This is a genomic window from Pseudogulbenkiania sp. MAI-1, assembly GCF_000527175.1.
In the GTDB taxonomy this organism is placed as follows: Bacteria; Pseudomonadota; Gammaproteobacteria; order Burkholderiales; family Chromobacteriaceae; genus Pseudogulbenkiania.
The window spans coordinates 1528928-1547637 of record NZ_AZUR01000001.1 but is presented as its reverse complement, the minus strand read 5'-3'; the positions used below and the strand labels follow the sequence as shown (position 1 = coordinate 1547637).

Genomic DNA, 18710 nt, shown 5'->3' with positions numbered 1-18710 from the left:
TCATCTCCACAATGTCAGCCGGACCGGATCGCTGGCCGACGGCACGCCGAACGGCTCGGGGTACCCCACGCCGGTCAGATAGAGGCCATCCGGCATGAAGGTAGGCGGAGCGTGGCAGCGGTTCCGGGCCGACAGCAGGACGACCATGTCCTCCGGGCTCAACGCCCCCTTCCCCACGTACACCAGCGCCCCGACGATATTGCGCACCATGTGGTGCAGGAAGGCATCCGCCAGCAGGTCGAAGCGGATGAAGCCGCCCGCCTCGTGAATATCCAGTTGCTGCAAATGTTTGACCGGCGACTTGGCCTGGCATTCTGCGGCCCGGAAAGTGGAAAAATCGTGCCGTCCCAGCAAATAGGCTGCCCCGGCACGCATGGCCGCCACATCCAGCGGCTGGTGATACCAGCCCACCTTGCCGGCCAAGAGGCAACTGCGCACCGGATGCGTCAGCAGAAAATAGCTGTAGGAACGGGAAAAGGCCGAGAAGCGCGCATGGAACTCCTGATCCACCTGCCTGGCCCAGACCACGGCGATTTCCGCCGGCAGCAGGCTGTTGACACCGCGCACCCAGGCATTCGCCGGGCGCTCCACGTCCACGTCGAAATGCACCACCTGCATCAAGGCATGCACACCGGCGTCGGTCCGGCCCGCGGCAACCGTATTCACCGGCGCACAGGCGATCTGGGACAAGGCCAAATTCAGTTTGTCCTGCACGGTATTGCCGTGCGGCTGGCTCTGCCAGCCGGCAAACGCTCTGCCGTCGTACTCGACCCCCAACGCCACTCTCATGCAACCGCCTTCATCACCATCCCCAAACCCGCCACTGCCAACACCAGAATCACGCTATCCCACGGGCTCCAGCGGTAAACCCTCAACTCTACCCCATCCGGCGCCGGTAGCGCCATCGCCTCGTCCAGAAGGCGGCTCCAGGCGCTGCGTTTCCTGGGCTGCGAGGATGACAGCAGCTGCTCGGCGTAGGACAGGGTGAGACACAGGCGAAGAGAGAAGCGCTCGGCAGGCAAGCCCACCCATTGCGCCGGACGCAAGAGAAACAGCAAGCCGGCCAGCACACCCTCGCGGCCCACGGCCAGCCAGACACACCGGATCAACCAGACCAGGATCAGCAGCCGCAACACGTGCTGCGCCCCTTCGACCAGCCCATCGCGCGTGGGTGCCCAAGCCGCATCGAACAGCGCCTCGCCCGGCACAGACCAGCCCATGGTGAGCCAGAGTGCCAGCAGCAACCAGCGCATGCGGCGCAGCGACTGCCCCACCCCGCTCCGTTCCAGCCGGGTCAACAGCGCAGCGGCGGGCAGGGCCAGCAACGACAACGGCACCAGGGGCAGAAACTGCACCACCAGTGCCGCCATCAGCCAGCAGAGCAAGAGCGCCGCCGGGTGAACATGCCCGGTCAGATCACGCCGAATCTTTCGACTCCTTCAGCAAGGCATTGGCCGCCTCGGTGTCACCCATTTCCATGTACAACCGGGCCAGCTCGCGCTTGTCCGGAGCCGCAGACTCAAGCGTCTCGGCAGGCGGAGGCACTGCCGCAGAAGTGGCCCCGGCTGGAACAGGCGAGGTTACACCACCAACCGTAGCGGGAGCGTCAGCCCTCACCGCCGGACTTGCTCCCGTGGAGGGTGCGAGGGGAGCCAGCGGCATGGCCAGGCCCTCGGCAAGCGGAGAGGGCGTTATCTCGAACAGCGGATTGTCCGGCTCTATCACCCTCCCCATCTCGCAAACACGCTGCCAGAGGGTACTGTCCTTGCCAAAAACTCCCTTCGCCGTCGTCGCCTCGAGGATGAATGGCTCCTTGTCCGGCAGTGTGGACAAGGCCTCCAGCAGCTTGAAGCGCAAATCCTGCCGCATCGGCTCCTTCACCAGCCCTTCCCGCAGCAAGGTCAGCGCCTGATCTGTGCGCCCATAAGCCAGATAGACTTCCGCCTCGGCCACCAGATCGACCGGGCTCAAGTCGATCCCGGCCCCTTGCTTGCCACCTGCCATCAAGGTCGTCAGTGGCCCCATCGTCAGCAAGGAAGGGCTGTCTCCCACCTGGGAGGAAGGAGCAAGACCACCCGCCCCGCTGCCTTCCCGGGCATTGCGCCGCCGCAGCCACCACAAGCCGCCCCCCAGCAAGGCCACGCCGGCCGCACCGGCGGCATAGAGCGCCGTATCACCCCCGACAGTCTCGACCATCCCGTCCAACACCCCTTTCTCCGGCTCGGCCTTGGGCTCGGGGCCCTTGGCCGGAGGCTGGTGCGCTGCCGGAGTCGGAGCACCGTCAGGAGGCTTGGGGGCGGCAGGAGGCTGCGCGCCCCCCTCGTGCTGCAGCGCCTTGACGCGCTGCTGCAGTGCCTGCAAACGCTGTTCCGCCGCCGCCAGTAACTGGTCCTGCTGCTGCAAGCGGCGCTTCAACTGTTCCTCGCGTGCCGCGGTGTTATCCGGCGACGCGGCCTGGCCACCATCGGCCGCCGGCACCACCGCCTTGGGCGGCGGGACAACCACCGGGGCCGGCTTCGCCGCGGCTACCGGCGCGGGTTCGACAACCGAAGCGGGAGCCGCCGTCATCGGAGTTGCCGTCGATACGGCGACAGGAGGCACGCGTTCAGTGTCGTTTCTTGCCGGATGCCTGGCCGCGACGGCGGCAGGGGCGATGTGCCAACCAGACGGATACGCCAGCTGAGCACCCGCCTTGAGCTTGTTGGCATCCCCGCCGATGAAGGCTTGCGGATTGGCGGCCTGCAGCCGGCGCATCACCTGGTCGACCGAGCCGCCCCCTTTGGTACGTTGTGCGATGGCCCCCAAGGTGTCGCCACGGCTGACACGGTAGAGTTTTGTCTTGCCACCATACGGGGCAGTATCAGATTCCTCGCTGGCCGCCACACTGGCAGGACTGAACAAGAGCGAATAGTCCCGGGCCACCTTGACGCTCCCCACCCCGACCTCGAGCCGCAACGGAAGCACCGGGTCCTCGACAGTCCGGCTCGAGAAAAGCCGCAGCAACACCTTGCCGCTGGCGGTCTGGACAAATTCATGCTCGATCGATGCCAGTAGCGACGCCTGGTGCGTCCCGGACACGCCATTGGGCAATACCATGGCGGAAAGGCGCTTGAGATCGACCTTCGGCCGCCCCAACACCTCGACCTCGGCCAGCAGCGGCTCGCCCAGGGACGATTGCACCTTGAGCTCACCCAGACCCAGTGGCGCCAAACGCCCCTGGTGATCGACCGTCACAGCGGCTTTCTTGCCCTCGTCATCGGGCAAGGGCCGATGCTTAGGCTGGCGCGGCCCATCCCGACGATAATCGACCTCGAATTCCCGTACCAGCCGCCCGGCCGGCCAGCTGATTTCCACGGCAAAGTGCAGCGTGGATTCATCGAAATTCGCCGGTCCGGCAACGTGCACTTTCGAGAGCGCTCCGTCCGGCTGCCTCACCAGGGAAAACTGGAGCTGCCCTACCGAGGGAGAATAAGGCGTGATCAGCGGATAGCGGTTACGGTCTGCCAGACCGATCAGCGCATTGGCGTTGATGGATTCGTCGACCAGGGGGATTTCCGCCTCGAAAGGCTCTCCCGCCGCCGACAACACCCTGATCGGGCCAAGGCCGGCATGCGCCGGCAGCATGGCGCCAAACGAGGAGAGCAAGGCGGCAACAGCCGTGATTCGAAGGACAGAGTCCATTTTATTCATTCCCTGTCTGTCAGGCCGCGGAGGATCGAACGCCAAGCCCTCCCAAGGAGGGCAAGCTTTCCGGGATCACGATCCGATCTTGGCCAATAACTCTTCCGCCTCGACCTTCACGCCCCCCTGCGCTTCGACGAGCAGATCCTCCAACACCTCCTTGGCCCCATCCCGGTCTCCCATATCCAGGTAAACCTTGGCGAGGTCGAGCTTGGTGGATAGCGGGTCGTCATTCACCGACAAGCCCTCCAGAGAGGCCGCTTCTACTGCCGCTGAGTCACTCAGCATTCCCTCGTACAAGGCGTCGAAGCCGGAGAGCGCTGGCTCTTGCAGGCCCATGGAGGGGAACTCGGTTGCGCCGGGTTGCGGCGCTGCGGGACTGGGCTTCTCGTTCAATACCGAATCGAGGTTGAAATCGAAGTCCAGCAGGTTATCGTGCTCACCAGACGAGGCCGCCTGACCAGAGGCGCCAGCCGCATCCGCCGCCGGTTTCGATGCAGAAAGGTCGAAGGCCCCGTCGAGATCGAAATCGAGCATGGCGCCGGACGAGGAATCCGCCTGGAGCGAAGCGACTGGCTCTTCGGAAAAGAGCGCGGCACGCAAGGGGTCGTCTTCCACGGCCGGGGCGGGTGTCACGTCCGGGGCGGCAAGCTCGGTAGGCGGGACGGTTACCACGGCCGGTGGAGGAGTAATATCGGAGACGGGTGCAGCAGCCACCCCTTGCCCGAACAGTTCATGGTCAAGATCGATAGCCGCCGGTTCGCTTGCCGCGGCTGTCTCGCCCGGCGCGTTGTCGAGGAGCTGATACAGCGGATTGCCCGGATCGAGCACCGCGCCCATGGCGGCGGCTTTCGCCCAGTGCGGCCCTTTTCCGTCGAATGCCGCATGCAGTTCGCGGGCCAGCGCCCCGAAGCCGTCCTTATCCTGACGGGCGGCATGGATTTCCATCAGTTTCAGACGCACTTCATGGCGCGACGGGTCGCGGCTCAACGCATCCTTGAGGATCTCCTCGGCCTGGGCATCGCGCCCGTAGGCGATATAGACCTCGGCCTCGGCAATCGGGTCTACTTCCGCCGTATCGATCGCCCCGACCGACTGCGTGAAGTTGGCCATGAAGGAGTGGCCGGCTCCGATGGCCGAAGCACCGCCCTGAAGATTGATATTGGAATTACCGCCGCCGAGCACCGCACCGGCATTGCCGGACGACAGTTTGAGCGACGACGGCAGTGACGAAGCCGCGCGGCGACGGCGCGCCACGATCACGCCAAGGGCGGCCAGCAGGGCCATGGCGGCGGCCCCACCGCCGACCAGGGGCAGGTTGTCGAACAAGGCATCGACAAACGACGCCCCCTCGGCACCGTCCGTTTCTTTGGCCGCATTGGACTCAGCCGGCTTGGCAACGTCACGGCTGTTCTGCAGTGCCTTGATCTGGGCTTCCAGTGCCGCGATCCGGCTTTCGGCATCCTTCAGCGCCTGCTCCCGGCTGACGATCTGCTGCTCGAATTCGGACAGTTTTTCGTCTGCCGGTGCGGAAGACTCCGGAGCCATCAGTTTCAGCACTTCCCCTCCCTTGGCGGCTTGAGGTGCGGGCGGAGCGGCCACCGGCTTGGGCGCTACGGCCGGTGCCGGCGCCTGCTCCGGGCTGGCCTGGGCGGCAGGAGGCACGGCACTGGCGGCGATGGCTGACGCCGGGTTCAGCATGGCGCGGGCCTCGGATGGCGCGATGGCACGAATCCTGGCCGCCGCAGGCACCTTCAGCGTCACGGCCGCCTTGATGCGGTTCGGGTCACCGGCAATGAAGGCGGAAGGGTTGTTCTTGAGGAGCGCCGCCATGGTCTGATCGAGCGTGGCCCCCTGCGGCCTTACCTGAGCGGCCAAGCTGTTCAGCGTCACCCCCGGTGCCACGTAAATCGAATCGGCAGGGGAACGCCTTGCCAGCGGAGCTGCTTCCGGCGCAACCGAGCCGCGGTACGGGCTCGCCAAGGCGGGACTAGCTTTCGGCAGGGATTGGACAAAAGAGGGCTTGCTGCTGACCTGATAATCGACCGGGTCAAGCAGAACGGTATATTCACGCACCGAACGGCCGGAACTGGTCCGGGCCTCCACCACGAAGCGCAGGTAGGGCTCGTTGATCGGCGCGGATGACGAGACACGCACGATGGCTCCCCTGCCGCTCGGCTCCACCGAGAACTTCAGCGAACTCAGGATGCCCGAATAATCCACGTTCAGATCCCGGAAGGTATCGGCCCCTGCCAGGCCGACCCGTGCCGAGGCCAGTTCAGCAGCACTAACGTCGGTCAGATTGATCTCGGCGCGAAATGTTTCACCCAGATAGGATCTGACGTTGATTTTGCCCAGCCCAGCCCAAGCGTTAGCGGAAAAAAGCACCGCAACGGCGAGAGCGCTCAGCTTCATTTTTGCCCGATTTGTCACAGTTCACCTTCCGGCAACAACCTGCTTTGATGTTTTTTTCAACAACCGTCCCGAAGTCGATGACAGTCCTTTATCAGTGCCATCTTAGGCTTTAACAAGCGCTTTAGCTAGATTTCATACCAAGAAAAACGGCGGCAAAGACCGCCGCCGTGTGGTCTCAGGCAAAGTACCCCGTGTTTTGCAGCGCTTCCGCGACCGTGATGCAACTCATCGCCGCTCCGGCCCTGACGTTATCGGCCGTGAGCCAGAAACTCAGCGTCTTGCCGGTACGACGCACCCGGCTGACCCAGACCTTGTCGTTACCGGCCACTTCCATCGGCGTGGCGTAACCGTCGGCCTTTTGCGGGTGATCCACAACATGCAGTCCGACCGCGGCGAACAGGTGGCGGGCACGCTTGGCCTCGACCTCGGTCTCGGTCTCCACCGTGACCGACCAGGCGTGGCCGAAGAAGATCGGCACCCTGACGCAGGTTGCCTCGATAGCCAGCTCATCGTCGCCGAACAAGCGATGCAACTCGTTGACGACCGACAGCTCCTCCTCCGTCTCTCCACCCTCGTCGGCCTCGCCGATCTTGGGCAGCAGGTTGAAGGCGATGCGCTTGGCGTAGACCTCGACCTCGGCGTCGCGCTGGCCGAACAGCGCGGTGGTCTGATTGGCCAGCTCTTCCAAGGCAGCCTGCCCGCTCCCCGAGACCGACTGGTAGGTCGATACCGTCACCCGCTTGAGGCCATGGCCCGCCAGCGCCTTCAGGGCGATGGCCAGCGGCGTGACCGTGCAATTGGGAACGGCGATCAGGGCGCTCTCCGGCAGGTCGGCCAACAGACTCCCGTTGAGAGCGGGAACGATCAACGGCACTTCATCATCCTGCCGGTAAACCGAACTGAAATCGATGACGGTGGCCCCGGCCTCGCGGGCGAGCGGGACGTACTGGCGGGAAATCTCGCCACCCGCCACAAAGATGACCAGCGGCGTCACCTCGAAGCCGAACTCGTCGAGGGGGTGGACATCCAGTTCCAGATTGCCAAATTCAACGGTCTCCCCGTCGTGATCCTGGGTATCCACGGCAAACACGCGGCTGGCCGGAAAGTCGCGACTGGCGAGCAAGTCGAGTACGGCCTGGCCGACAAGACCGGTAGCACCGACCACGGCGACCTGAATGGGATGGGACATGATGATTTCCTGTTAAAAACGCATAAAGGGCGCAGAGCGCCCTTTGGGAAGAACGGAACCGGCACCCGAGGCCGGTTCGAGCGACAAGCGTATTTTAACGCTCAATCAGGATGCGCAGCATGCGGCGCAGAGGCTCGGCAGCCCCCCACAGCAGCTGGTCGCCGACGGTGAAGGCGGACAGGTAGTCGCCGCCCATGGCCAGCTTGCGCAGACGGCCCACCGGCGTGGTCAGCGTGCCGGTCACGGCAGCCGGGGTCAGATCGCGCATCGAGGCCTCGCGGGTATTCGGCACGACCTTGGCCCACGGGTTGGCGGCGGCCAGCATGGTTTCGATCTCGTCGAGCGGCACGTCCTTCTTCAACTTGATGGTCAGCGCCTGGCTGTGGCAGCGCATGGCACCGACGCGCACGCACAGGCCGTCCACCGGCACCGGGTTGGCCGAACGGCCGAGGATCTTGTTGGTTTCGACGCCGCCCTTCCATTCTTCCTTGGACTGACCGTTGCCGAGGTCCTTGTCGATCCACGGGATCAGGCTGCCGGCCAGCGGGACGCCGAAGTGTTGGCTCGGATACTCCTCCGAACGCAGGAAATCGGCCACCTTGCGGTCGATGTCGAGGATGGCGGAAGCCGGGTCGGCCAGCTTGTCGGCCACCTGGCCATGGATGGCGCCCATGCCGGAGATCAGCTCGCGCATGTTCTGCGCGCCGGCACCGGAAGCTGCCTGGTAGGTCATCGAGGTGATCCACTCGACCAAATCGTTCTGGAACAGGCCGCCCAGCGCCATCAGCATCAGCGAGACGGTACAGTTGCCGCCGACGTAGTTCTTCACGCCGTTCGCGAGACCATCCTTGATCACGTTCATGTTGACCGGGTCGAGGATGATGATGGCGTCGTCTTCCATGCGCAGCGTGGAAGCGGCGTCGATCCAGTAGCCTTTCCAGCCGGCCGCGCGCAGTTTCGGGAACACCTCGGAGGTGTAGTCACCGCCCTGGCAGGTGACGATGGCGTCCATGGCCAGCAGATCGTCGATGTTCTTGGCGTCTTTCAGCGCCGGCACGTCACGGCCGATGTCGGGACCCTTGCCACCCACGTTGGAGGTGGTGAAGAACACCGGCTCGCTGATCTGGGCAAAGTCGTTCTCTTCGCGCATGCGCTGCATCAGCACGGAACCGACCATGCCGCGCCAGCCTACAAAACCTACTCGCACGATAATTTTCTCCTGAATGTCGTGGATGGATGAAGCTTTTATACCGGCCTAACCCGAGGCCGGTTTTATCTGGTGATCAACCCCATTGTGCAGGGCAATAACAACACACACAATGGGGTTGGCGCGTTTTATTTGAATCGCATTACAGCGCTGCGACCACGGCGTCGCCCATGCCCGAGCAGCTGACCTTTTCGCAGCCGGCTTCGAAGATATCGGCAGTGCGGTAGCCCTGCTTCAGCACCGTCTTCACCGCGTTTTCGACGCGCTGGGCCGCCTCTTCCTGGCCGAAGGTATAGCGCAGCATCATCGCAGCGGACAGGATGGTGGCCAGCGGGTTGGCCAGGTTCTTGCCGGCGATATCCGGCGCGGAGCCGTGGGACGGCTCGTACAGGCCCTTGTTGTTCTCGTCGAGCGAGGCGGACGGCAGCATGCCGATGGAGCCGGTCAGCATCGAGGCCTCGTCGGACAGGATGTCGCCGAAGATGTTGCCGGTGACCATCACGTCGAACTGTTTCGGGTTGCGCACCAGTTGCATCGCGGCGTTGTCGACGTACATGTGGCTGAGTTCCACCTGCGGGTACTCTTTCGATACGTCGATCATGATTTCTTTCCAGAACTCGGTGGTTTCCAGCACGTTGGCCTTGTCCACCGAACACAGCTTCTTGTTGCGCTTCATGGCGATGCCGAACGCTACGTGGGCGATGCGACGGATTTCGCTCTCGCTGTAGCGCATGGTGTTGTAGGCTTCGCGCTCGCCCAGCTCGTTGACGGCGATGCCGCGCGGCTGGCCGAAGTAGATGTCGCCGGTCAGCTCGCGCACGATCATGATGTCGAGACCCGACACCACTTCCGGCTTCAGCGTGGAAGCGTTGGCCAGTTCCGGGTAGAGGATGGCCGGACGCAGGTTGGCGAACAGGTTGAGATCCTTGCGGATCGCCAGCAGGCCGCGTTCCGGACGCAGCGGACGATCGAGGTTGTCGTACTGCGGGCCGCCCACGGCGCCCAGCAGCACCGCGTCGGCGGCGCGGCAGAGCTTCTGCGTGGATTCCGGGTAAGGCTGACCGAAGGCGTCATAGCCGGCGCCGCCCAGCGGCGCTTCTTCCATTTCGAGCGGCAGGCCATCCTGACGCAACACGTCCAGCACGCGACGCGCCTGGGCAATGATTTCCGGGCCGATGCCGTCACCAGGCAATACTGCAATCTTCATAATCGTATTCCTTGCTTTTCTCTTTCAGCGTGGCGGGCAGCGTCGCTGCCCGGTCCGGTCTGGGTCAGGCCAGCAGCCAGGGCTTCTCAGCCTTGAGCTTTTCTTCGTAGGCGCGAATCTTGTCGGCCTGCGCCAGGGTCAGCCCGATTTCGTCGAGGCCGTTGAGCAGGCAGTGCTTGCGGTGCTCGGTGATGTCGAAGGCAAAAGCCTGACCGGAAGGCGTGGTCACGGTCTGGGTCGCCAGATCGATGGCGAGACGGTAGCCTTCGGTCGCGACGCTTTCCTTGAACAGCTGATCGACCACCTCGGCCGGCAGCACGATCGGCAGCAGGCCGTTCTTGTAGCAGTTGTTGAAGAAAATATCGGCAAAGCTCGGGGCGATGATCACGCGAAAGCCGTAGTCTTCCAGCGCCCACGGGGCGTGCTCGCGACTGGAGCCACAGCCGAAATTCTCGCGTGCGAGCAGCACCTGTGCGCCGGCGTAGCGCGGATAGTTCAGCACGAAGTCCGGGTTGAGCGGACGGACGCTGTTGTCCATGCCCGGCTCGCCGTGGTCGAGGTAGCGCCATTCGTCGAACAGGTTCGGGCCGAAACCCGAGCGCTTGATCGATTTCAGGAACTGCTTGGGGATGATCGCGTCGGTATCGACGTTGGCGCGATCCAGCGGGCACACCAGCCCGTTCAGTGTCGTAAATGCTTTCATGGCTCGATCTTGGCCAAGTCCGCTCCAGAGCGGCCCCGGCAGGTATAAAAGTTGGAGGCGTCGGGGATGGCCTCAGACCACCCCCGCCGTTCACAGTCGCTTACTGGGCGGCCTTCTCGATGGCCTCGCCACCCCGCTTGATATCCTCGCCGAGGCCGCGCATGGTATTGCAGGCAGTCAACAGGCCTACCGCCAACATCAGTATGGCAATTTTTTTCATCGAGACTCTTTCTTGTTTCAGAAGTGGCGTACGTCGACAAAATGGCCGGCGATCGCGGCGGCCGCGGCCATGGCCGGGCTGACCAGATGAGTACGCCCGCCCTGCCCCTGGCGGCCTTCGAAGTTGCGGTTGGAGGTCGAGGCGCAACGCTCGCCAGGCTCCAGGCGGTCGGCATTCATCGCCAGGCACATCGAGCAACCCGGTTCACGCCATTCGAAACCCGCCGCGGTGAACACCTTGTCCAGCCCTTCGGCTTCGGCCTGCGCCTTGACCAGGCCAGAGCCCGGCACCACCATCGCCAGCTTGACGCTGTCGGCCTTCTGGCGTCCCTTGATCACGGCCGCGGCGGCGCGCAGGTCTTCGATGCGCGAGTTGGTACAGGAACCGATGAACACCTTGTCGATGGCGATCTGTTCGATCGGGGTGTTGGCTTCGAGCCCCATGTAGGCCAGGGCGCGCTGGATGCCTTCGCGCTTGACCGGGTCCTGCTCCTGCGCCGGGTCCGGCACGATGCCGGCGATTTCGGTCACCATTTCCGGCGACGTACCCCAGGTCACTTGCGGCTGGATGTCTGCGGCGGCGAGTTCCACCACGGCGTCGAACTGGGCACCCTCGTCGGACACCAGCGTCTTCCAGTACGCCACGGCCTTGTCCCAGTTCTCGCCCTTCGGCGCGAACGGACGACCCTGAACGTAGTCGATGGTTTTCTGGTCGACCGCCACCAGGCCGGAACGGGCGCCGGCTTCGATCGCCATATTGCAGAGAGTCATGCGGCCTTCGATCGACAGATCGCGGATCGCCGAGCCGCCGAATTCGATGGCGTAGCCGGTACCGCCGGCGGTGCCGATCTTGCCGATGATCGCCAGCGCCACGTCCTTGGCGGTGACACCCTCGCCCAATTGCCCTTCGACCTTCACCAGCATGGACTTGGATTTCTTCGCCACCAGGCACTGCGTCGCCATCACATGCTCGACCTCGGAGGTACCGATGCCGTGCGCCAGCGCGCCGAAGGCGCCGTGCGTGGAGGTGTGGCTGTCGCCGCACACTACGGTCATGCCCGGCAGCGTGGCGCCTTGTTCCGGCCCCATCACGTGGACGATGCCCTGCCCCTTGTCCTTGAACGGGAAGTAGGCCAGCGCGCCGAATTCCTTGATGTTGGCGTCCAGCGTTTCGACCTGCTGGCGGGAAATCGGGTCCTTGATGCCTTCGTCCCAGTGGTCGGTGGGGGTGTTGTGATCGGCGGTCGCCACGATGGACGATACCCGCCACGGTTTGCGGCCGGCCAGTTTCAGGCCTTCGAATGCCTGCGGGCTGGTGACTTCGTGCACGAGGTGCCGATCGATGTAAAGCAGCACGGTACCGTCGGCTTCTTCGGTCACTACGTGGCTGGACCAGAGCTTGTCGTAAAGGGTCTGCGCGGTCATGTCTCTCAAGTCTTGTCTTGTCGAAATCTAGCGATGGCGAAATAGCGTGAAATCCATTCTGGCATAGCGTTTACCCCTGATTCAAGCAAACCCTGCCGCAATGCAAAAACGCCAGTTTTAAACGGTAGATGACACCGGAAAGCACCTTGGCGCCATTACATGTCCGCCTCATCCAGGGCGGCCAGAAACACGGGCACTCCCGCCTCGGCACCCCGGCCAAAACCACCGGAGGAGCACCTTGAAGACGGCCAACGGACCGCCCTCTGAACGTCAGAATAAAAAGCGATGAATACTGGAACAAGACCCTATTTTATCCTAGCATAAAGACCTACCAGTCTTCTCCTCCATGCGCCCATGCCACCCCACAATCTAGGCCAGTTCATCCGCAAGCATCGCGAACGTTTGCAACCCGAAGAAGCCGGTTTACGCTCCACCGGTCGCCGCCGGACGCCAGGTCTGCGGCGCGAGGAGCTGGCGCAACTCTGCGCGGTGAGCCCCACCTGGATCACCTGGCTGGAACAAGGCCGGGAAGTATCTGCCTCGTCAGAGGTGCTGTCCCGCCTGGCCGAGGTGTTGCAGCTGACCGCGGCGGAACGGCACTATCTGTTCACTCTCGCGGGCAAGCTGGATCTGGCTGCCGCCGAGCAGAGCGACTCCAGCGCCGCGGACGCCATCGTGGCCAGCGTGGCGCATATCACCGCCCCGGCGTACGTACTGGACCGGCAGTGGAACGCCCGCGCCTGGAACGCGGCGGCCCAGGAGCTGTTCCATGGCTGGCTGGATACCGAAGAGTCAGGGCCGCGCAACCTGCTGCGTTTCACCTTCCTGGCACCAGAGGCCCGGGAGTTGATCGACAACTGGCCGTACCGCGCCAAACGGCTGGTGGCCGAATTCCGCGCGGACTGCGGCCGCAGCGTGGACGACGCGGAAATGCAGCCCTTGATTACCGAGCTGTGCCGGAACAGCACCGAGTTCGCCGCCTTCTGGCAGGACTACGAGGTGACGGGTCGGGAAGGCGGGATACGTGCGTTCCAGCACCCTCAGCGCGGACGGCTGGTGTACGAGCAGGTCACGTTCTACCCCGCCACCCGGCGCGACCTGAAGCTGGTGATGCTGCTGCCGGCGCCGCCGGAACTTTGACACCCCGGCCTGCGGCCTTCGCCCGGCACCGGTGGTTGGAGGCTGGCGCCGCCGAGGCGCCCCACCCTCACGAACCGTTCTTGAAGCGCTGGATCTCGCGGCGGTCCTTCTTGGTCGGCCGCCCGGCGCCATGCGGATAGGACACCCGTTCGGCCTTGAGCAGCGACAGTTTTTCCTCCCGCGCTACGCGTGATTCCTCGCTTTCCCGATAGAGCAGCTGCGCCTCGCTGGCCGAGCGGCGCTGCGACGTCAGGGCGAGCACTTCGATCTCGTAGTCGAGCTGGTTGATCCGCAAGTGCAGGCGATCCCCGACCTTCACCACGCGCGAGGCCTTGACCCGCTCGCCGCCCACCGTCACGCGCCCCAATTCCAGCGCCTCGTGCGCCAGTTGCCGAGTCTTGTAGAAGCGCGCGGCCCACAGCCATTTGTCGAGCCGGACCTTGCCCTCCTCCTCGCCGGCCGCACTACTTTGCCGGCTCATCCGGCCACGCTCCACTCGGCCGATACCAGTCCTTGCAGGTCCAGCCGCAGGCGATCCCCCGGCTTGACCGCCGCCACGCCTTCCGGCGTGCCGGTATAGATCAGATCCCCTTCGCTCAGACCGTAAACCGTCGACAGGTAATGGATGATGGCGGGCACCGGGAACAGCATCAGACTGGTATCGCCCCGCTGGCGTATCTCGCCATTGACCTGCAGGGTGAAACTCAGTTGTCCCGGATCGGCTAGGCGTTCAGCGGGCACGAACGCCGATACCGTTGCCGCACCGCGAAAGCCCTTGGCCTTGGTCCACGGATGGCCTTTCTGCTTGGCGACGCTCTGCACGTCGCGCGCGGTCATGTCGAGGCCGATGGCGTAACCGGCCACGTGCTGTAGCGCTTCCGATTCGGCGATGTCATGGCCGCCCTTGCCGATCAGCAGTACCAGTTCGCATTCATGGTGGACGTCGTTCGAATACGCCGGCAGGCGCAGCGGCTCGCCTTCGGCGACCAGCGCCGAGGTGGGCTTCAGGAAAACCAACGGCTCGGCCTCTACCGCATTGCCCAATTCCGCTGCGTGCGCCGCGTAGTTGCGGCCGATGCAAAACACGTTGGCGACGGGGACATCCCGCCCATTCAGTTGAACTACCGCCATGCACTCTCTCCTCTGTTGGAATCCAGCCACCGGCTGCCGACGGGAAGTCAGCCCTCCACTATAACGCCGAATCCCGCCATTCCACAGCCGGCATGCCAGGACACCGGCAGTAGATTGTGCGTGACAACGACCACATCGTCATATATGATTTGTTGCACTGCACCATTTTGCTGGGCTGCAACAAAAGCTCTGGCGCAAATGTCTATTTCGTGTGAAATTGTCATTTGCCACTGTTAGAGTTTGCCAAACCCAGCAGCACCCTCACGGGGGACCGCGCGACAGGACAAACTGATCGGCATGCGGACGGCCCCGACAGAACGCGCAAGGAGAGTACATTGAGCCAGGAAGCACCCGTCTCGCTTGAGAAGTTTTTTGCCAGCCTCTCCGAGGCCAATCAACAGTGGATGCAGCAGTTCGTCAACTCGCTGACGCTGGGTTCCCCGGCAGCCAACCCCATCAATGGGGAGAGCAATCCGTGGGCCAGCATGATGAACAACGCCAACCAACTGTTTGCCATGCAGAGCCAGCTGTATCAGCAGCAGATGGGCCTCTGGATGAAGTTCCTCGGTCAGGGCAATCCATCCGCCAGCGAATCGCCGGCCCACGCCAACGACCGCCGCTTTGCTGCGCCGGAGTGGAACGACCATCCGTTCTACAGTCTGCTCAAGCAAAGCTATCTGACCACCGCCAAATGGATGACCGAACTGGTCGACCAGGCCCAGCTGGATGCCGACGCCAAGGACAAGCTGGCGTTCATCACCAAGCAGTACATCGACGCCATGGCGCCGACCAACTTCATGCTGACCAACCCCGAGGTGATCAAGCGCGCCATCGAGACCAAGGGCGAGAGCCTGTCCGAGGGCATGAAGAACATGATGGAGGACATCAAGAAGGGCCACATCTCGATGTCCGACGAGAGCCAGTTCGAGATCGGCGTCAATATCGTGACCACCCCGGGTGAAGTGGTGTTCCGCAACGAGCTGATCGAACTGATCCAGTACACCCCAACCACCGGCCAGGTGTACGAGAAGCCGCTGCTGATCGTGCCGCCCTGCATCAACAAGTACTACCTGATGGACTTGCAGCCGGACAACTCGATGGTGCGCCACTTTGTGGCCCAGGGTTACCGCGTGTTCCTGATTTCCTGGCGCTCCGCCACCCCGGAAATGAAGCAGTTCACCTGGGAAACCTATATCGAGAAGGGCGTGATCGCCGCCGCCGAAGTGGTCAAGAAGATCACCCGGCAACCGTCGATGAATGCCCTGGGCTTCTGCATCGGCGGCGTCATCCTCACCACGGCGCTGTGCGTGATGCAGGCCAAGGGCATGAACTGGATCGATTCGGCCACCTTCATGACCTCGCTGCTCGACCATACCGATCCGGGCGAGATCAAGGTGTTCATCGACGAAAACGTAGTCAGAAGCCGCGAGCAGAAAATGGCCGCCGGCGGCATCATCAGCGGCAAGGAGCTGGGCCGCACCTTCGCCAGCCTGCGCGCCAACGACCTGGTGTGGAACTACGTGGTCAACAACTACCTGCTCGGCAAGACGCCGGCGCCGTTCGACCTGCTGTTCTGGAACAACGACGCCGTCGACCTGCCGCTGCCGATGCACACGTTCTTCCTGCGCGAGATCAACCTCAACAACTCGCTGACCAAGCCGGGCGCCATCACCCTGTGCGGCGTGCCGATCGACGTGTCCAAGATCAACATCCCGATCTACATCTTTGCCGCGCGCGAAGACCACATCGTGTTGTGGACCTCGGCCTATTCCGGCGTGAAGTACCTGACCGGCGCGCCGAGCTGCCGCTTCGTGCTGGGGGCTTCGGGGCACATCGCCGGCTCGATCAACCCGGTCACCAAGGACAAGCGCAACTACTGGGTCAACGAGGCCCTGCCGGATGACGCGGAGAGCTGGCTCGATACCGCGGAAAGCCGCCCCGGCAGCTGGTGGAAGGATTGGGACGCTTGGCTCGCCCCGCAATCCGGCAAGCAGGTAGCAGCCCCGAAGACCATGGGCAACAAGGAGTTCCCTCCGATCGAACCGGCTCCGGGCACCTACGTCCGCGCCAAGGCGCTGCCGACGGTGGTCGCGACGCTGCAATGATCCGTAACCGGCCCCTGGGCATCGGGGCCGTTTTCAACATGCCATTGTCAGCCCAAGCTGCTGACAATTTTAGTCCAATGAACGGAGAAGACTGATGGAAGAGATCGTTATCGTCGCTGCTGGTCGTACCGCTGTCGGCAACTTTGGTGGCTCGCTCGCGAAGATTCCCGCAGCGGAACTGGGTGCCACGGTGATCAAGGCCCTGCTGGAAAAGACCGGCATCGCCCCGGAACAAGTCTCCGAAGTGATCATGGGCCAAGTACTGACCGCCGGCGTGGGTCAGAACCCGGCGCGCCAGGCTCTGATCAAGGCAGGCATTCCGGTGCACGTGCCGGCCATGACCATCAACCAGGTATGCGGCTCCGGCCTGAAAGTGACCCATCTGGCAGCCCAGGCCATCGCCTGCGGTGACGCCGAGATCGTGATTGCCGGCGGCCAGGAAAGCATGAGCATGTCCCCGCACATCCTGCCGGGTTCGCGTGACGGCTTCCGCATGGGTCCGGCCACCCTGGTCGACACCATGGTGTACGACGGTCTGACCGACGTGTACAACCAGTACCACATGGGCATCACCGCCGAGAACATCGCCGAGAAATACGGCATCTCGCGTGAGGAGCAGGATGCCTTCGCCGCCGCTTCGCAGAACAAGGCCGAAGCCGCCCAGGCCGCCGGCAAGTTCGCCGAAGAGATCATCCCGGTGATGGTGCCGCAGCGCAAGGGCGACCCGATCGCCTTCGCCACCGACGAGTTCATCAAGCCGGGCGCCACCGCCGAAGGCCTGGGCAAGCTGCGCCCGGCCTTCAAGAAGGACGGCACCGTGACCGCCGGCAACGCCTCGGGCGTGAACGATGGCGCCGCCGCCGTGATCATGATGACCGCCAAGAAAGCCGCCGAACTGGGCCTCAAGCCGCTGGCCCGCATCAAGGCCTACGCCTCGTCCGGCGTCGAGCCGTCCATCATGGGCATGGGCCCGGTACCGGCGACCCAGCGCGTGCTGGAACGTGCCGGCTGGAGCCTGGGTGAAGTCGACCTGATCGAAGCCAACGAAGCCTTCGCCGCCCAGGCGCTGGGCGTGGCGCGCGAACTGAAGTGGGATGCCGACAAGGTGAACGTGAACGGTGGCGCCATCGCCATCGGCCATCCGATCGGCGCGTCCGGCTGCCGCATCCTGGTGAGCCTGCTGCACGAAATGCAGCGCCGTGACGCCAAGAAGGGCCTGGCCACGCTGTGCATCGGTGGCGGCATGGGCGTGGCGCTGGCCGTCGAGCGCGACTAAGCCCTCTGCAAGATCGAAACACAAGCCGGGACGCGTTCCCGGCTTTTTCATGCTCCCGAAACGCCGCCCGGAGATGGCACCACCAACAACGTTATCATTTTCGAGGGAGTTGGAATTATACTCGGGCCAAACCGGACTGGATGGCCATGATTCCCGCTGTATTCCCTCTTCGCTTCACCCCCGTTTCACACTCTCGCCCGAGGAGGCTGGCCCACTACATTGCTGCCGCCGGCCTGCTGCTGATGTCGCTCGGCGTAGCGGCGGCACCCAAGCTCGCCTTGTACACCGAGGAGTGGCCGCCGATGACCTTCACCAGCGGCAAGGGTACCCCCGACGGCATGGCGGTCGAGGTGGTGAACGAGATTCTGCGTCGTACCGGACAGAGCAGCAGCATTGCCGTGGTGCCGTGGATACGCGGCTACAAGCTGTTGCTGAGCCGGCCCAACGTGATGCTGTTCACCGTCGGCCGCAACGCCGAACGCGAACGCAGCATGACCCTGCTCGGCCCGATCGCCATTTCCAGCACCGTGCTGTTGGCGCGCAGCGAAGAGGCCATGTCGCTGCAGGCCTTGGGCAGCGACATCCTGAAACGGGAAGTGGCCGCTTATCAGGGCAGCATTTTCGAGAGCACGGCCCGCAGCAAGGGCTTCACCGCCATCCGCCAGACCGGCAGCACGGAGGAAGCGGCGCGCATGCTGCTGGCCAGGCGGGTTGATCTGTGGGTGGAGGGCAATATCGCCGTCGCCCAGACCCTGCAACGGCTCGGCATTGCACCGGGCCGCGTGTCCCGGGTGATGACGCTCGACTCGCTGGATCTTTATCTCGCCTTTTCGCGCGGCACCGACCGCGACACCATCCTGCAGTGGCAGGCCGCGTTGCGCGACATGAAGAAGGACGGTACCTTCCAGGCCATTCATCAGCGCTGGTTTCCCGGCGAGCCAGCCCCGCCTCAGGTGGTGCGCCTCGGTTTGGAGCCCTGATACACGCAAAAAAGCCCAACCGGAAGATTGGG

The 18710-nt window shown here is 63.7% G+C and carries 16 protein-coding genes; 4 read left to right on the top strand and 12 right to left on the bottom strand.

The genetic code is table 11. The features are described from left to right. The 10 genes from truA to leuC form a co-directional block, all read right to left on the bottom strand. A complete protein-coding gene (truA, locus tag PSEMAI1_RS0107100; RefSeq protein WP_024302201.1) occupies positions 1–789 on the bottom strand; it encodes a tRNA pseudouridine(38-40) synthase TruA in 789 nt (262 codons plus the stop codon). Next, positions 786–1385, bottom strand: a complete 600-nt coding sequence (locus PSEMAI1_RS0107095; protein ID WP_232219858.1) for a hypothetical protein — start codon at positions 1383–1385, stop codon at positions 786–788. Before PSEMAI1_RS0107095 ends, truA begins: the two co-directional genes overlap by 4 nt. A gap of 31 nt (positions 1386–1416) precedes the next feature. Then, complete coding sequence (locus PSEMAI1_RS0107090) at positions 1417–3681, bottom strand: FimV/HubP family polar landmark protein (RefSeq protein WP_024302199.1); 2265 nt, start codon at positions 3679–3681, stop codon at positions 1417–1419. A 75-nt stretch (positions 3682–3756) separates the two neighbouring features. Beyond that, positions 3757–6096, bottom strand: coding sequence for a FimV/HubP family polar landmark protein (locus PSEMAI1_RS0107085; protein WP_024302198.1), 2340 nt, complete (start codon positions 6094–6096; stop codon positions 3757–3759). Between the two features lie 175 nt (positions 6097–6271). Next, on the bottom strand, positions 6272–7285 hold the full coding sequence (locus PSEMAI1_RS0107080; RefSeq protein ID WP_024302197.1) for an aspartate-semialdehyde dehydrogenase: 1014 nt from the start codon (positions 7283–7285) through the stop codon (positions 6272–6274). A 94-nt stretch (positions 7286–7379) separates the two neighbouring features. Further along, positions 7380–8492, bottom strand: a complete 1113-nt coding sequence (asd, locus tag PSEMAI1_RS0107075) for an aspartate-semialdehyde dehydrogenase (RefSeq protein ID WP_024302196.1) — start codon at positions 8490–8492, stop codon at positions 7380–7382. A gap of 142 nt (positions 8493–8634) precedes the next feature. After that, positions 8635–9699, bottom strand: a complete 1065-nt coding sequence (leuB, locus tag PSEMAI1_RS0107070; RefSeq protein WP_024302195.1) for a 3-isopropylmalate dehydrogenase — start codon at positions 9697–9699, stop codon at positions 8635–8637. A gap of 64 nt (positions 9700–9763) precedes the next feature. Beyond that, the gene (leuD, locus tag PSEMAI1_RS0107065; RefSeq protein ID WP_024302194.1) at positions 9764–10402 is read right to left on the bottom strand and encodes a 3-isopropylmalate dehydratase small subunit; all 639 of its coding nucleotides are present in this window, start codon (positions 10400–10402) and stop codon (positions 9764–9766) included. 100 nt (positions 10403–10502) lie between these two features. Continuing rightward, positions 10503–10622, bottom strand: coding sequence for an entericidin A/B family lipoprotein (locus tag PSEMAI1_RS21160; RefSeq protein WP_084612644.1), 120 nt, complete (start codon positions 10620–10622; stop codon positions 10503–10505). A gap of 17 nt (positions 10623–10639) precedes the next feature. Beyond that, complete coding sequence (leuC, locus tag PSEMAI1_RS0107055) at positions 10640–12046, bottom strand: 3-isopropylmalate dehydratase large subunit (RefSeq protein WP_024302193.1); 1407 nt, start codon at positions 12044–12046, stop codon at positions 10640–10642. A 354-nt stretch (positions 12047–12400) separates the two neighbouring features. Here leuC and PSEMAI1_RS0107050 point away from each other — a divergent pair, with 354 nt between their 5' ends. Beyond that, positions 12401–13186 carry a helix-turn-helix transcriptional regulator gene (locus tag PSEMAI1_RS0107050; protein ID WP_024302192.1) on the top strand — a complete coding sequence of 262 codons (786 nt, stop codon included), beginning with the start codon at positions 12401–12403 and terminating at the stop codon, positions 13184–13186. A gap of 67 nt (positions 13187–13253) precedes the next feature. Here PSEMAI1_RS0107050 and PSEMAI1_RS0107045 read toward each other — a convergent pair whose 3' ends face one another. Together PSEMAI1_RS0107045 and PSEMAI1_RS0107040 are read right to left on the bottom strand one after the other, a co-directional pair. Then, a complete protein-coding gene (locus PSEMAI1_RS0107045; protein ID WP_024302191.1) occupies positions 13254–13667 on the bottom strand; it encodes an RNA-binding S4 domain-containing protein in 414 nt (137 codons plus the stop codon). Beyond that, a complete protein-coding gene (locus tag PSEMAI1_RS0107040) occupies positions 13664–14317 on the bottom strand; it encodes a fumarylacetoacetate hydrolase family protein (protein ID WP_024302190.1) in 654 nt (217 codons plus the stop codon). The genes PSEMAI1_RS0107045 and PSEMAI1_RS0107040 overlap by 4 nt, the downstream gene beginning before the upstream one ends. Positions 14318–14652: 335 nt before the next feature. Here PSEMAI1_RS0107040 and PSEMAI1_RS0107035 point away from each other — a divergent pair, with 335 nt between their 5' ends. The 3 genes from PSEMAI1_RS0107035 to PSEMAI1_RS0107025 all read left to right on the top strand — a co-directional run bounded on the left by PSEMAI1_RS0107035 (position 14653) and on the right by PSEMAI1_RS0107025 (position 18678). Further along, positions 14653–16422, top strand: a complete 1770-nt coding sequence (locus PSEMAI1_RS0107035) for an alpha/beta hydrolase (protein WP_024302189.1) — start codon at positions 14653–14655, stop codon at positions 16420–16422. Positions 16423–16516: 94 nt separating this feature from the next. Next, positions 16517–17698: an acetyl-CoA C-acetyltransferase gene (locus tag PSEMAI1_RS0107030; protein WP_024302188.1), complete on the top strand. Its 1182-nt coding sequence runs from the start codon at positions 16517–16519 to the stop codon at positions 17696–17698. 146 nt (positions 17699–17844) lie between these two features. Beyond that, on the top strand, positions 17845–18678 hold the full coding sequence (locus PSEMAI1_RS0107025) for an ABC transporter substrate-binding protein (RefSeq protein WP_232219857.1): 834 nt from the start codon (positions 17845–17847) through the stop codon (positions 18676–18678). Positions 18679–18710: the final 32 nt, after the last annotated feature.